Source organism: Comamonas sp. A23 (assembly GCF_004522605.1).
GTDB lineage: Bacteria > Pseudomonadota > Gammaproteobacteria > Burkholderiales > Burkholderiaceae_C > Comamonas > Comamonas thiooxydans.
The window spans coordinates 501,014-514,899 of the sequence record NZ_RSDT01000002.1 but is presented as its reverse complement, the minus strand read 5'-3'; the positions used below and the strand labels follow the sequence as shown (position 1 = coordinate 514,899).

Genomic DNA, 13,886 nt, shown 5'->3' with positions numbered 1-13,886 from the left:
TGGGAGGGGAGTAGAGGATCTATCCTACCATTCTTGTTGTGGCAAACGGCAGGTCGCCAGGCGCGCATGCATGCGTCAATGCCGCGTCATTGAACATGGCGCAAGAAACTGCGACAAAAATGAGATTGGTCGGGGTGAGAGGATTCGAACCTCCGGCCTCTACGTCCCGAACGTAGCGCTCTACCAGGCTAAGCTACACCCCGCAGGCTTTGTTTGTCGAGCGCCGTGGTGCACCTGGCGATTCAGGTGCGGCGCTCCAAAAGCTGAGATGCCAATTGTAGCAAACTTGCGGTGTATGCATTGCTTGGCAGCGAGGCCAGCGCATCAATGGCGCGCTGGGCTTCCGCGTGCGCGGCGGCTCGGGCGACGTCCAGGGCACCGGTGCTGCGCACGATTTCCACCACGGCATCCAGTTGATCCGTAGAGCCTTGTTCGATGGCGTTGCGCACGATGGCGGCCTGCTCGGCGCTGCCGCGCTGCATGGCGGCGATCAGTGGCAGGGTGCATTTGCCTTCGCGCAGGTCATCGCCCAGGTTCTTGCCCATTTCCTGAGTGTTGCCGGTGTAGTCCAGCACATCGTCAATGATCTGGAATGCCGTTCCAAGTGCCTGGCCATAGGCGGCACAGGCCTGCTCCACTTCAGGCGTGGCACCGGCCAGCACGGCTGCCAGCTGTGCGCTGGCCTCAAAGAGCTGGGCGGTCTTGGAGCGGATGACGTGCAGATAGCCGGCTTCATTCAGCGAAGCATCATGGGTGTTGATGAGCTGCTGGACTTCGCCTTCTGCGATCACGTTGGTGGCGTCGGACAGGATTTGCAGCACGCGCATGCTGCCCACTTCCACCATCATCTGGAAGGAGCGGGTGTGCAGAAAGTCTCCGACCAGAACACTGGCAGGGTTGCCAAAGGTCTCGTTGGCCGTGGCCCTGCCACGACGCAGCGTGGATTCGTCCACCACATCGTCGTGCAGCAAGGTCGCGGTGTGAATCAGCTCCACCACGGCGGCCAGAATGTATTTGTTCTTGCCCTGATGTCCCAGGGCGCCGGCGATCAGCAGCAGCAGGGCCGGGCGCAGGCGCTTGCCGCCCGCGGCAATGATGTATTGGGAGATCTGTGCGATCAGGGGGACGCTGGTTGTCAGTCGCTGAGCAATGACGATATCCACTTCGCGCATGTCATCTGCGATCAAGGCAAGCGGATTGGATGTGGAAATTTCTGTAGTCAAGGTGATGAACCGCCAAGTGGACTCACGATTATAGGAAGATGCAACAGGGTTTTGCGTGGTGTCCTCAGAGCCCGTTCAAGTGAACAGAGGCTTTGCGGGCACTCTGTGGCATTGCGGTCGCTTGCAAGGAGTAAGCCTTGCCGCGCACCTGCGCCTGGCATCTCATTCCGCGCGGCCATCGGAGATCCTGAATCGCTTCCTAGGGGTATGCCAGCAGAAAAAATGCATGCGTGCTAGAATTGCCGGCTCCGTGGAAATCATTTCATGGAACTCTCAGACTTTAGAGGTTTTCAATGTACGCAGTCATAAAAACCGGCGGCAAGCAGTATCGCGTTGCAGCTGGCGAAAAGATCAAGGTAGAACAGATTGCTGCGGACGTAGGCCAGGAAATCGTGATCGACCAAGTTTTGGCCGTCGGCAACGGCGCTGAAATCAAGGTTGGTGCCCCCCTGGTGTCCGGTGCATCTGTAAAGGCAACTGTGGTTGCTCACGGCAAGCACGACAAGGTGCACATCTTCAAGATGCGCCGTCGTAAGCACTATCAAAAGCGCCAAGGCCATCGTCAGCAGTTCACCGAACTGCAAATCGTGGCAATCGCTGCTTAATTTTAGGAGCTAAGTCATGGCACAGAAAAAAGGCGGCGGCTCTACGCGTAACGGACGTGATTCCAAGCCAAAAATGCTGGGCGTGAAGGCCTTTGGTGGCGAGCTGGTGACAGCTGGTTCCATCATCGTGCGTCAGCGCGGCACCAAGTTCCACCCCGGTGAGAACGTTGGCGTGGGCAAGGATCACACCCTGTTTGCACTGGTTGACGGCCACGTGTCGTTCGGTGTGAAGGGCGCTCTGTCCAAGCAAACAGTCAACATCACGGCTGCATAAGTCGTCTGTGACTCCAACAAAGCCCCGACTTGTCGGGGCTTTGTTGTTTGAAAAGGCTCCAGGCAGCAGATTTCTGGCAGATGGGGCATGGTAATAGAGCACTCAAGTGTGGCCCAGAGCTTCTGGTGCACACTGATTTTGTAGACTGGATGCCTCATGAAGTTTGTTGACGAAGCTTTTATCGACATTGCAGCCGGTGACGGCGGCAATGGCTGCGTGTCTTTCCGGCACGAGAAATACAAGGAATTTGGCGGCCCCGACGGTGGCGACGGCGGCCGTGGCGGTCATGTGTATGCCGTGGCCGATGTGAACCTGAACACGCTGGTGGATTACCGTTATTCGCGCCGCCACGAGGCCAAGCGCGGCCAGCACGGCATGGGCTCCGACATGTTCGGTGCAGCCGGTGACGACATCACGCTGAACATGCCTGTGGGCACCATCATCAGCGATGCGGATACCGGTGAAGTGCTGTTCGAGCTGCTGGAGCCCGGCCAGGTCATCACCATCGCCAAGGGCGGTGACGGCGGTTTCGGCAATCTGCGCTTCAAGAGCGCCATCAACCGAGCGCCGCGCCAGAAGACTCCCGGCTATCCCGGCGAGCGCCGCAACCTCAAGCTGGAGCTCAAGGTGCTGGCCGATGTGGGCCTGCTGGGCATGCCCAATGCGGGCAAGTCCACTTTCATCACGGCCGTCTCCAACGCCCGTCCCAAGATTGCCGACTATCCCTTCACCACCTTGCATCCCAATCTGGGCGTGGTGCGCGTGGCTGCCGAGCAGAGCTTTGTGGTGGCCGACATCCCCGGTCTGATCGAAGGCGCTTCCGAAGGTGCGGGCCTGGGCCACCAGTTCCTGCGCCATCTGCAGCGCACGCGTCTGTTGCTGCATATCGTGGACATTGCACCGTTCGACGAGGGCGTGGACCCGGTCGAGCAGGCCAGAGCCATCGTGGCCGAGCTCAAGAAGTACGACGCCGAGCTCTACGAAAAGCCGCGCTGGCTGGTGCTCAACAAGCTGGACATGGTTCCCGAGGAAGAACGTGCTGCCAAGGTCAAGGACTTCGTCAAGCGCTTCAAGTGGAAGGGCCCGGTCTATGAGATCTCGGCGCTGACCCGCGAAGGCTGCGAACCGCTGATTCGCAAGATCTACGAGCATGTGCACAACCAGCAACTCGCCGAGCAGGCACCCAAGGAGATTGATCCTCGCTTTGCGGGAGGTGAGGATTCTGGTCTGGATATGACCGATCCGCGTTTTGCCTCTTACGATCCGGAATAAGCTAGAGGGTATAACCCAGCAGCGCACTTGGTGCGCTGTTTTGCTTTGAATTTAATAGCTTATTGCGCTTTATCCATAAGCGTCAGAGGCTTAAAACACTGTAAATTCTCATGTCTTCCAATGTGCTGCGTGATGCCCGTCGCATCGTCGTCAAAGTCGGCTCCAGCCTGGTCACGAATGAAGGTCGTGGCCTGGATGAGGCCGCCATTGAAGAGTGGAGCCGCCAGCTGGCGGCATTGGTGAATGGTGAAGACGGCGTCAAGCGCGAAGTCATCATGGTCTCCAGCGGCGCCATTGCCGAAGGCATGAAGCGCCTGGGCTGGGCCACGCGTCCTACCGAGGTGCATGAGCTGCAGGCCGCTGCTGCCGTCGGCCAGATGGGCCTGGCCCAGATGTACGAGACCAAGCTGCGCGGCGAAGGCGTGCCCAGCGCCCAGGTGCTGCTGACCCATGCGGATCTGGCCGATCGCGAGCGCTATCTGAACGCCCGGACCACGCTGCTCACGCTGCTGCAACTGGGCGTGGTGCCTGTCATCAACGAGAACGACACGGTGGTGATCGACGAGATCCGCTTCGGCGACAACGACACCCTGGGCGCGCTGGTGGCCAACTTGGTCGAGGCCGATGCACTGGTCATCCTGACCGACCAGCGCGGTCTCTACAGCGCCGATCCGCGCAAGAACCCCGATGCCAGGTTCATCGACGTGGCCGAAGCCGGCAACCCCGAGCTCGAAGCCATGGCCGGCGGAGCAGGCCTGTCCATCGGTACGGGCGGCATGATCACCAAGATTCTGGCGGCCAAGCGTGCGGCGGGCTCCGGTGCTTCCACCGTGATCGCCTGGGGACGTGAGAAAGATGTGCTGCTGCGTCTGACGCGTGGCGAGTCCATTGGCACGCTGCTGGTTGCCAACACGCACAAGATGCAGGCGCGCAAGCAGTGGATTGCCGACCATCTGCAGCTGCGTGGTTCGGTTACCGTGGATGCGGGTGCCGTCTCCAAGCTGCGTGACGAAGGCAAGAGCCTGCTGCCCATAGGCATGATCACCGTGGAGGGCGATTTCTCGCGCGGCGAAGTGATTGCCGTGCGTGATGAGAACGGTGTCGAGATCGCTCGTGGTCTGGCCAGCTATGCCAGCGCCGAGGCGCGGCTGCTGTGTCGCAAGAGCTCCTCGGAGATTGAGTCGCTGCTGGGCTACTCGGCTGGTCCCGAAATGATGCACCGCGACAATATGGTGGTGGCAGGACACTGAGCCCAGGCCGCCGACAAAAAAGCCGTAATGCTGTGAGGCATTACGGCTTTGTTCATTGCAGAGGCTTGTGATCGGGCGGATTGTCTATGCCGGTCTGCGGGTCCGGGTCAAAACTGGCACCGGGCGGCAGCTCTATGCCGGGGTTGATGCGAAAGCTCCCTGTGCGGGCAGGGTACATGACCTGATGGTGCTGCCCAGGATGGGCGGTGCCGCCTGTGGTCTGGCCTGCCTCCTGATCGCGTGGCCGCATGCCGCTGCGCAGATAGCGGTTGCGCTGCTGCTCGCCGCGCGGCAGAAAGCGCGCCAACTCGGTCAGCGCCATTTCATAGACGCCGCGTTTGAATTCGACCACCACATCCAGAGGAACCCAGTAGTCATTCCAGCGCCAGGCATCGAACTCAGGGTGGTCGGTGGCACGCAGGTTCAAGTCCCAGTCATGGCCGACCAGTTGAAGCAAAAACCATATCTGCTTCTGGCCTTTGTAATGCCCGCGCGCGTCGCGGCGGATGTACCTGTCTGGCACCTCGTAGCGCAACCAGTCCCTGGTGCGGGCAACCACGCGAACGTGGTTGGGCTTCAGCCCCACTTCCTCGTGCAGCTCGCGGAACATGGCTTGCTCGGGTGTCTCACCCCGATCAATGCCACCTTGCGGAAACTGCCAGCTGTGGGTGCGAATGCGTTTTCCCCAGAACACCTGGTTTCTTTGGTTGAGCAGGATGATGCCGACGTTCGGGCGAAATCCGTCCCGGTCAAGCATAATCAAACCCCAAATTTTTGAATTGTGTTCATTATGCATGGCCCCTTGTGATCGACAAGCGGGCCATGCCTATTTCCACTGAATTGCCAGTTCCATGAAAGCCTCCCAATTTCTCATCTCCACCCTGAAAGAAGCTCCGGCCGACGCCGAAGTGGTCAGCCACAAGCTCATGATGCGGGCTGGCATGATCAAAAAGCTGGGTGCTGGCATTTACAACTACATGCCCATGGGCCTGCGCGTGATCCGCAAGGTCGAGGCCATCGTGCGCGAGGAAATGAACCGTGCCGGCGCCATCGAAACCACCATGCCCGTGGTCCAGCCTGCCGAGCTGTGGCAGGAAACCGGCCGTTTCGAGAAGATGGGCCCCGAGCTGCTGCGCATCCAGGATCGTCATGGTCGTGATTTCGTGATCCAGCCCACGTCCGAAGAGGTGGTCACCGATATCGCGCGCCAGGAGTTCAAGAGCTACAAGCAGCTGCCCAAGAACCTCTACCAGATCCAGACCAAGTTCCGCGACGAGCGCCGTCCCCGCTTCGGCCTGATGCGCGGTCGCGAGTTCATCATGAAGGACGCCTATTCCTTCGACAAGGATCGCGATGCGGCCCAGATCAGCTACCAGACCATGCGCGAAGCCTATAAGCGCATCTTCGACCGCTTCGGTCTGCAGTACCGCGCCGTGCGTGCCGATTCGGGCGCCATCGGAGGCGATCTGAGCGAAGAGTTTCAGGTCATCGCTTCCACGGGTGAGGACGCCATCGTGTACTGCCCGAACAGCGACTACGCGGCCAATATCGAGAAGGCCGAGAGCCTGGCGCCCACCCAGGCCCGTCCTGCTGCCGTCCAGGCCATGCAAAAGGTCGCCACGCCCGGCAACAGCACCTGCGAAGCCGTGGCCGAGCAGTTGGGTCTGCCTCTGGCGCAGACCGTGAAGTCGCTGGTGCTGGCCACGGACGAGCTCGACGACAAGGGGCTGATCGTCAAGTCGCAAGTGTGGCTGCTGCTGCTGCGCGGCGATCACGAGATGAACGAGATCAAGGTCGGCAAGGTCGAGGGCCTGGCGGGCTTCCGTTTCGCGACCGTGGGCGAGATTGAGGAGCACTTCGGTGCCAAGCCCGGCTATCTGGGCCCCATCGGTCTCAAGAAGCCCGTGAACATCGTGGTGGACCGCGATGTGGCCGTGATGGCCGACTGGGTCTGCGGTGCCAACGAGGAAGACTTCCACATCACCGGCGTGAACTTCGGCCGCGACCTGCCCGAGCCCGCCGTGGTGGCGGATCTGCGCAATGTGGTCGCTGGCGACCGCTCGCCCGACGGCGCGGGCGAGCTGGCGATCGAGCGCGGCATCGAGATCGGCCATGTGTTCTATCTGGGCACCAAATACTCCAAGGCCATGGAAGCCACTTTCCTCGGCGACAACGGCAAGCCCCAGCACTTCGAGATGGGCTGCTACGGCATTGGCGTGACCCGCCTGCCCGCCGCTGCCGTGGAGCAGAACCACGATGAGCGCGGCATGATCTGGCCCGATGCGATTGCACCGTTCACCGTGGTGATCTGCCCCATCGGCATGGGTCGCAGCGAGGCCGTGAAGACCGAGGCCGAGAAGCTCTACGGCGAGCTGCTGGCACTGGGCGTGGACGTGATCCTCGACGACCGCGACGAGCGCCCCGGTGCCATGCTGGCCGACTGGGAGCTGATCGGCGTGCCCCACCGCGTGGTGCTGGGCGACCGTGGCCTGAAGGAAGGCGTGGTCGAGTACCAGCAGCGCCGTGACACAGAAGCCACAAAGCTGGCGACGAATGAGGTGCTGGCTCACCTCAAGAGCCGCCTGGGCCTGTAAGCGGCTGTTTCCATGCCCGAAACCCTGCTGAGCCGACGCCACTGCCTGAGGACTGCCGCTGCGCTGGCCGCCCCGGCGGCCGGCTGGCTGTGGCCGCAGGCGGCCTGGGCCGGCGGGCAGCTCGAAGAGCCGCTGGCCGACTCCGTGCGCACGGCGCTCAGCGCGGCCGTGGCGGGCTCGGGCGCGCCGCCCGAGCTGGAGTTCGCCTCCACAGCGGCGCGCATGAGCTATCTGCGCTGGCTGGTGGCCAGCAGCGACAAGCTGGCCAAGCGCAAGCCCGATCCTCAGGCACGGCGCGAATTCCTGCAGACCGTCTGGTACGAGTCCAAGCGCGCGGGTCTCGATGTGTCCATGGTCATGGGCCTGATACAGGTGGAGAGCGGTTATCGCAAATACGCCATCTCCAGCGTGGGCGCGCGTGGCTATATGCAGATCATGCCGTTCTGGATGCGGCTGATCGGTGACGGCGATATCGGCAAGCTGTTCCACATGCAGACCAATCTGCGCTTCGGCTGCGTGATCCTGCGCCACTACATGGACCGCGAAAAAGGCGATGCCTATATGGCACTGGGCCGCTACAACGGAAGCCGGGGCCAGCCCCAGTATCCGAATGCCGTGTTCGGCGCCCAGCGGCGCTGGCTGGTGGAAGAGCCGCAGCCGGTCTGATGCCGTGGCGATATACAGAAAAAAAGAGAGCGCCTGGCGCTCTCTTTTCATTGATTTCAGCAAGAAAAGAACCTGAAGTCCTTTGGAGATGAGTGCAAGAAGCTCCTGATTCAGGAGTGGGTGCTTTTGCCAGCCTGGGACTGGGCAGCGCTGCCCTGCACCTTGGCCGCTGCGGCTGCAGAAGGTGCGGCAGATTCGGCCGCGGGTTCGGGCAGATGGGTCACCATGACCTGGTCGATGCGGTAGCTGTCCACGTCCAGCACCTCGAACTTGAAGCCGCCCCAGGTGACGGTATCGGTGCGGCGCGGCACCCGGCGCAGCATGACCATGAGAAAGCCGGCCAGTGTCTCGTACTCGTCGTCATGCGGCATATCGTCCAGATGCAGCACACGCATCACGTCCTCGATGGGCGTGATGCCGTCGATCAGCCAGGAGTGCTCGTCCCGACGGATGATCTGCTCCTCGTCGGCCGGGCCGACCAGATCGCCCATCACCGTGCTCATCACGTCGTTGAGCGTCACCACGCCCACGACCAGGCTGTATTCGTTGACGATGACGGCAAAGTCCTCGTGCACCATGCGGAACTGCTCCAGCACCTCGGCCAGCGTCAGGCGGTCGGGCACGATGAGCACCTTGCGGATCAGGCTGTCGTCGCTGAGCGACAGCGGCTGGTTGTTGAGCGCGCGTTGGAACAGATCTTTGGCGTCCACATAGCCGACCACATGGTCGATATCGCCGTCGCAGACCGGGTAGGTGGAAAAGGGCTCCTCGGCAATGCGGGCGCGGATGATGGCGTCGCTGTCGTCGCGGTAGAAGAAGGCCACGCTGTCGCGCTGGGTCATGGCAGAGGCCACGGTGCGCGAGTCCAGCTCGAAGACATTGGCAATCACCTGTTGCTCGCGGGCGGCCAGCACGCCGGCCTTGGTGCCTGCTTCGGTCATGGCCAGGATGTCGTCGCTGGTGATGCGCTCGTCGCGCGTCGCGGGCAGGCCCAGCAGGCGAAACAAGGTGTCGGTCGCCAGGTTGTAGAACCAGATGATGGGCTTGAAGATCACCACAAACCAGCGCATGGGGGCGAGCACGCGCACCACATAGCGCTCGGGCTCGTTCATGCTGATGCGGCGCGGCAGCAGGTCGGCCAGCAGGATGAAGGCCGAGGTGACTATGAAAAACGAGAGCAGGAAGCCGAGCGTCGCCGAGAGGCTGGGCGAGAACCAGATCGAGAAGAACTCGGTCAGTGCGGGGCTGAACGCACCCTCGCCGACGATGCCGCCAAGGATGGCGACGGCATTCTGTCCCACTTGCACCACGGTGAAATATTCGCCCGGCTGCTCCTGTACGCGCAGCGCATGCTCGGCTCCCTCGTTGCCGTCGTCGGCCATCTGGCGCAGGCGCAGGCGGCGCGAGGCGGCCAGAGAAATCTCCGCCACAGAGAAAAAGGCGCTGAGCAGAATCAGCAGAACAATCACCGCAAGGCTTTGGGACACACTCATAGGCAGGGCTGCTGCGGCACCTGGCAGTGCCTGCGGCCGGTTATCAAGGAGTCTCTATTCGACCACATAAAGCCTGCGGCAGGCAGCTGTACTGGCTTCAGGGCTGAAGCGCGGCTGCCGAACGGGCCAGGCGTGCCAGCGCATCGGCCTCGGTATTGCGGTGTCTGGGCACCCATTGCAGCACCAGCTCGTCAAAGTCCTGCATCTGTGCGCGGGCGGCCTCGAACAGATGGTTGAGCCGGGCGATGGGCCGCGCCGGCTTGGCCGTGGGCGGGCCGAGCTGCTCCAGCAGCACCTGGGAGTCGGTGTGCACGGTCAGGCTGCGCGCGCCGAGATCGCGTGCCAGCTTCAGGGCGGCCATCAGCGCGCGCAGCTCGGCTTCGTTGTTGCAGCCGCTGCGGTGCAGATCCTGCGACAGCGTATGGCGGCTGCCATCGGGCAGCTGCAGCAACACGCCCAGGCTCATGGGGCCGGGGTTGGGCAGGGCACTGCCATCGATATGGATGCAGCAGTGGTGAGGGGGAACAGGTTTGGGGGGCGGCATGAAAAAAGCCACCGGGGTGCCGGTGGCTTGCAGACGGGGTTGGGCTTACTTGGCGGCCAGCACTTGCTGCAGCTCGCCTGATTCGTACATCTCCATCATGATGTCCGAGCCACCGATGAATTCGCCCTTGATGTAGAGCTGGGGGATCGTGGGCCACTGGCTGTAGTCCTTGATGCCCTGGCGGATTTCCTGGTCTTCCAGCACGTTCACGGTGGCGATGGACTTGGCGTCCACGCCGCAGGCCTTGAGGATCTGGATGGCACGGCCGGAGAAGCCGCACTGGGGGAAGCTGGCGTTGCCCTTCATGAACAGCAGGATGTCGTTGTTCTTGACCAGGTCGTCGATGCGTTGTTGAGTGTTGCTCATAGTGGGCTCCGGATTTTGGAAATGGCGGTACCAGCCGCGATGTCTGCAATTATTTCACCGACCGCAAGGAATGCGATGCTGTGAGGAAATCTTGCTACGTGTTTATCTGGGGGCGAAGGTCTGGAAATCAAGCCTTGCCGGTCCGGCAGCCGCCCGTGCAGCGTGCAATGCCGGCCAGGTCGTGGCGGTGCTGGACCTGCTCGAAGCCGGCCGCCTGCATGAGCTGCGCCACGTCTTCGGCCTGATCCCAGCCATGCTCGAAGAGCAGCCAGCCGCCGTCTTTCAGGCGGGCCGGAGCCTGGTCGATGATGCTGCGTATGTCCTCCAGCCCATCGGCGCCGCTGGCCAGGGCCGACAGCGGCTCGTGGGTCAGCGCCGCCAGGTGCGGGTCGTCGGCGCGGATATAGGGCGGATTGCTGACGATCAGATCGACAGGTTCCTGCCCGTCCAGAGGCTGCAGCCAGCTGCCATGGGCGAACTGCACGGGCAGTTGGAGCCGGGCGGCATTGCTGCTTGCCACGGCCAGGGCATCGGCGCTGGCGTCCACGGCGATGACCCGGGCTGAGGGGCGCTGGCTTTGCAGGGCCAGGGCAATGGCGCCGCTGCCGGTGCCCAGATCCACGACGCGGTGGGCGGCGCCTTCGGGCAGCAGCTCCAGCGCCCAGTCCACCAGGGTTTCGGTATCGGGGCGCGGGTCCAGCACTCTGCTGTCCACGGCCAGATCCAGGCCGTAGAACTCCTTGCTGCCGGTCAGATAGGCCACGGGCGCGCCCTGCTGGCGCTGGGCGCAGAGCTGGGCCCAGCGGGCCTGCTGCTCGGCGCTCAGCCCATCGCCGTCATGGGTGATGAGCCAGGCGCGGGCATGCGCTGGCTGCTGCATCAAGTGCAGCAGCAGCATCTGTGCATCGACACGCGCCAGGCCTTGCTTGGCGGCTTGCTGCAGGGCTTGGGCGACGGAGAAAGTGGGGGGCGAGAATTCGGTCATGGCTTGGCCGGTGGCGATCGTCTTCAGAAATTCAGTAGCGGTATATCTCGGGGGCACCCGCCTTGTAGAGCGTGCCGTACAACTGGGTTGACGACTGGCCGGGCTCCAGCATGGGGCGCGAACGTATTCCCAGCAACAGATGCTCCAGCGCCTGCTGAAGATTCTCGCCCTCGAAGCTCATGCCTACAAAAGACCAGGAAAAGCAGCGTCCATCGCCTGCCATCAGCAGCTGGCCGTGGGAGTGGTGAACGTCGGCAACTGCTATCAGCCGGGTGTTCAGGCGCTGTTCCCAGGAGAGCAGGGTGTCGTCAGCATCTTCCCCGGTGAAATACGCTTCGAGCCAGCCAAACTCTATATCGCTGCTGGCGCATTCCCGTCCCTTGCCCACCTGGCCTATGTGCAAGCCCGCCAGGTTCTGCAGCGCAGCCACGGCGGGGTGGCAGGCCAGAGCGGGCTGTTGGTCCAGAGCGCTCCGGATAAGCGCGGGTATGGCGACCTCTCGCTGCGGGGTCCAGCCCCGGGCTTGCAGCAGCTCGATGACGACAGGTGACTCGAAATTCAGCATGGCGGATTCTTAACGTCCGGGCGCCGAGATGAAGGGGCGCGCCTGCAGGATGATGAGCTGATCGCCCTGCACGGCCCACTCGATGTCCTGGTCCTTGCCGCCAAAGTGTTGCTTGATGCCGGCTCCTGTGCGGGCCAGTCGCTGCACCAGTGCGTCGCTGAGCACGGCGCGGCCGGCAGTCACGGCCACTTCGCGCACGCCGCCCCTTGTGTCCAGCTGCAGCGCCACATCGTCCTGGGAACGGTTGAGCACCTGCACGGCCTTGCTGCGGCTGGAGTAGAGGATTTGCTCCGCGACCCGCTTGCCTTCGACCACGCGGATGCCTATGCCGCGCTTGGCGGCGATATAGCTCATGTGGCGGTGTGAGGCATCGAAGGGGTCGCGGGTGATCATCACGCCAGAGGCGGAGGAGTCCACGGCTTTTTGCACAAACACCGACATCATCAGCTGCGCATCGTCGATGCCCGCTGCCTGTCTGGCTTCCCAGGCCTCGAAGTTGTAGATCGAGGCCCAGACCTTGCGCACGGCGGCGACCAGGTCCGTCTCGCTGCGCACATTGGGCACGGTGGTGTAGAGGCCTGCTCCGCTGAAGTTGGGCAGGTCCTCGGAGCTGGACGAACTGCGCACGAACACTCCCTGGCTGCCTAGCTGGCCGGACCAGCGCTGGGTCCAGGCATCGGCCACGGCCGGGCTGACGGGCCATTGCTCGATTTCGGCCTGCAGCGCGGACAGGGCCTGCCTTCGGATACCGGCATCCGTCGCGAAGCCGGGCTGCTGGCGCATGCGGGCAATGCGCTCGGCCAGGCCGTTGGAGCGCATGAAGTCGGCATAGGCGGCAAACGGAATGCAAAAGCCATCGGGCACGCTGACGTCCGCGAGGCGGGCGGACTGGATCTCGCCCAGATTGGCGGCCTTGGCACCGCAGCGGCGGCGGTCCGCGCTGCGCAGAGCGGCCAGAGGCACCAGTTCGCTGCGACGCAGATCGGGCTGCAGCAAGACCTTGCGGCCCTTGGCCGGCGGTTGCTGGGCCTGCTTTTCGGCGCTCTGTTGTTCGGCAGCCGTGGCGGCGCGCAGCGCAAAGCCGGCGGGCTGTACGTCGATATGCACCCAGCGGCCGTTGAAGTCCGCGTATTGCTCGGCCGCTTTTTGCACATAGGCATTGGGTATGCCCCAGCCACGCGCCAGCAGATTGACATGGGATAGCACCGTGGAAGGGCGCTCCGTCACCACGCCGGCCACGGGCGGCAGGCTGATGGGTACTTCACGCAACAGCACGATGTCCCTGGGCTGGAGGTCATTCACGGCTTCGGCCCGGTTCAGGATGCGTAGCTGGCCCACGGTCTGGCCCTGGTTCAGCGGCAGATAGGTCTGGGCTCCCAGCAACTGGGCCTGGGTGACCGCTGCAACACCGGCCTGCTGGGCCACGGCTTCCTGCTGCGTGGAGTTGGCCTTGAAGCGCACAGGGGCGAAGAAGCCGGTTTTCAGCGCGGCCGCCGTGGTCTGCAGCAGCTCGGGCGTGAGCTGGTCGCCTTCCCAGAACTCGTAGCTGTAGTCCTTGAGCACGGGCTGCCAGCTCAGCGTGCCGAGAATGAAGCGACGGCCCGACTCGCGGTAATTGCGGTTGAGCTCTGGCTTGCCGCCCTGTAGCAGGCTTTTGGCGCGCAGAAAATCTTCGTGAAACGCGTAACGCGGCGTGTTGATGAAATGCAGCGGCGTGCTCTTGCTTTGGCGGTCGATCACAAACAGCACATGGGGCATGGCGCTGACCGGATCGAAGATGCGGGCCACGCGATCGAAATCGGCGCGGCTGGTCAGGGCCGGCAGGCTGGCAGGAGCGTTGCGGTTGCCGCTGGCGTCGACCGGGCGCCCCGCACCCGAGTCATAGGCCGATGGCTTGCGCAAGGCCTGAGCCTGGGCGGCGGTCGATGTGAACAACAGGCCCGATAGCAGAGCAGAAACCAGAACCGGCAAAAAGCGCTGTGTCATCTTGAAATTGTTCCCATTTCTGGCGAAGCGTTCTAACGGACCCGGCTCGAGCCGGCTGAAGCC

General features: G+C 62.8%; 14 protein-coding genes and 1 tRNA gene. 6 read left to right on the top strand and 9 right to left on the bottom strand.

The genetic code is table 11. The features are described from left to right. Nucleotides 1–126: 126 nt before the first annotated feature. Together EIC84_RS06790 and EIC84_RS06785 are read right to left on the bottom strand one after the other, a co-directional pair. Nucleotides 127–203 (bottom strand) — tRNA-Pro (locus tag EIC84_RS06790). A 39-nt stretch (nt 204–242) separates the two neighbouring features. Further along, the gene (locus EIC84_RS06785; RefSeq protein WP_003062198.1) at nt 243–1,172 is read right to left on the bottom strand and encodes a polyprenyl synthetase family protein; all 930 of its coding nucleotides are present in this window, start codon (nt 1,170–1,172) and stop codon (nt 243–245) included. Nucleotides 1,173–1,516: 344 nt separating this feature from the next. Between EIC84_RS06785 and rplU the strand changes: the two genes are divergently transcribed. The 4 genes from rplU to proB all read left to right on the top strand — a co-directional run bounded on the left by rplU (nt 1,517) and on the right by proB (nt 4,624). Continuing rightward, on the top strand, nt 1,517–1,828 hold the full coding sequence (rplU, locus tag EIC84_RS06780; protein ID WP_003058536.1) for a 50S ribosomal protein L21: 312 nt from the start codon (nt 1,517–1,519) through the stop codon (nt 1,826–1,828). A 16-nt stretch (nt 1,829–1,844) separates the two neighbouring features. Next, the gene (gene rpmA, locus EIC84_RS06775; protein ID WP_003058534.1) at nt 1,845–2,102 is read left to right on the top strand and encodes a 50S ribosomal protein L27; all 258 of its coding nucleotides are present in this window, start codon (nt 1,845–1,847) and stop codon (nt 2,100–2,102) included. Between the two features lie 156 nt (nt 2,103–2,258). Next, nucleotides 2,259–3,374: an Obg family GTPase CgtA gene (gene cgtA / locus EIC84_RS06770; protein WP_003062200.1), complete on the top strand. Its 1,116-nt coding sequence runs from the start codon at nt 2,259–2,261 to the stop codon at nt 3,372–3,374. A 110-nt stretch (nt 3,375–3,484) separates the two neighbouring features. Further along, nucleotides 3,485–4,624 (top strand): glutamate 5-kinase, encoded by a 1,140-nt coding sequence (gene proB, locus EIC84_RS06765; protein ID WP_003062203.1) that lies wholly within the window; start codon nt 3,485–3,487, stop codon nt 4,622–4,624. A 52-nt stretch (nt 4,625–4,676) separates the two neighbouring features. On the opposite strand, the gene EIC84_RS06760 is transcribed toward proB, so the two are convergent. After that, the gene (locus EIC84_RS06760) at nt 4,677–5,381 is read right to left on the bottom strand and encodes an RNA pyrophosphohydrolase (protein ID WP_003062204.1); all 705 of its coding nucleotides are present in this window, start codon (nt 5,379–5,381) and stop codon (nt 4,677–4,679) included. 94 nt (nt 5,382–5,475) lie between these two features. Between EIC84_RS06760 and EIC84_RS06755 the strand changes: the two genes are divergently transcribed. Both EIC84_RS06755 and EIC84_RS06750 read left to right on the top strand, forming a co-directional pair. Then, nucleotides 5,476–7,218 (top strand): proline--tRNA ligase, encoded by a 1,743-nt coding sequence (locus EIC84_RS06755; protein ID WP_003062206.1) that lies wholly within the window; start codon nt 5,476–5,478, stop codon nt 7,216–7,218. A 12-nt stretch (nt 7,219–7,230) separates the two neighbouring features. After that, entirely contained in the window at nt 7,231–7,884 is a 654-nt protein-coding gene (locus EIC84_RS06750; protein ID WP_046461088.1) for a lytic transglycosylase domain-containing protein, read from the top strand. A gap of 110 nt (nt 7,885–7,994) precedes the next feature. On the opposite strand, the gene EIC84_RS06745 is transcribed toward EIC84_RS06750, so the two are convergent. The 6 genes from EIC84_RS06745 to EIC84_RS06720 all read right to left on the bottom strand — a co-directional run bounded on the left by EIC84_RS06745 (nt 7,995) and on the right by EIC84_RS06720 (nt 13,823). Beyond that, nucleotides 7,995–9,377 (bottom strand): hemolysin family protein, encoded by a 1,383-nt coding sequence (locus tag EIC84_RS06745; protein ID WP_003065959.1) that lies wholly within the window; start codon nt 9,375–9,377, stop codon nt 7,995–7,997. A 97-nt stretch (nt 9,378–9,474) separates the two neighbouring features. Then, nucleotides 9,475–9,933, bottom strand: a complete 459-nt coding sequence (locus EIC84_RS06740) for a ribonuclease HI family protein (protein ID WP_003065961.1) — start codon at nt 9,931–9,933, stop codon at nt 9,475–9,477. A gap of 33 nt (nt 9,934–9,966) precedes the next feature. Beyond that, nucleotides 9,967–10,287: a Grx4 family monothiol glutaredoxin gene (gene grxD, locus EIC84_RS06735; protein ID WP_003058519.1), complete on the bottom strand. Its 321-nt coding sequence runs from the start codon at nt 10,285–10,287 to the stop codon at nt 9,967–9,969. A 127-nt stretch (nt 10,288–10,414) separates the two neighbouring features. Further along, the gene (gene prmC / locus EIC84_RS06730) at nt 10,415–11,272 is read right to left on the bottom strand and encodes a peptide chain release factor N(5)-glutamine methyltransferase (RefSeq protein WP_003065963.1); all 858 of its coding nucleotides are present in this window, start codon (nt 11,270–11,272) and stop codon (nt 10,415–10,417) included. A gap of 31 nt (nt 11,273–11,303) precedes the next feature. Then, nucleotides 11,304–11,837, bottom strand: a complete 534-nt coding sequence (locus tag EIC84_RS06725; RefSeq protein WP_003065965.1) for an SUKH-3 domain-containing protein — start codon at nt 11,835–11,837, stop codon at nt 11,304–11,306. Between the two features lie 9 nt (nt 11,838–11,846). Continuing rightward, nucleotides 11,847–13,823, bottom strand: coding sequence for a PEP/pyruvate-binding domain-containing protein (locus tag EIC84_RS06720; protein ID WP_003065966.1), 1,977 nt, complete (start codon nt 13,821–13,823; stop codon nt 11,847–11,849). Nucleotides 13,824–13,886: the final 63 nt, after the last annotated feature.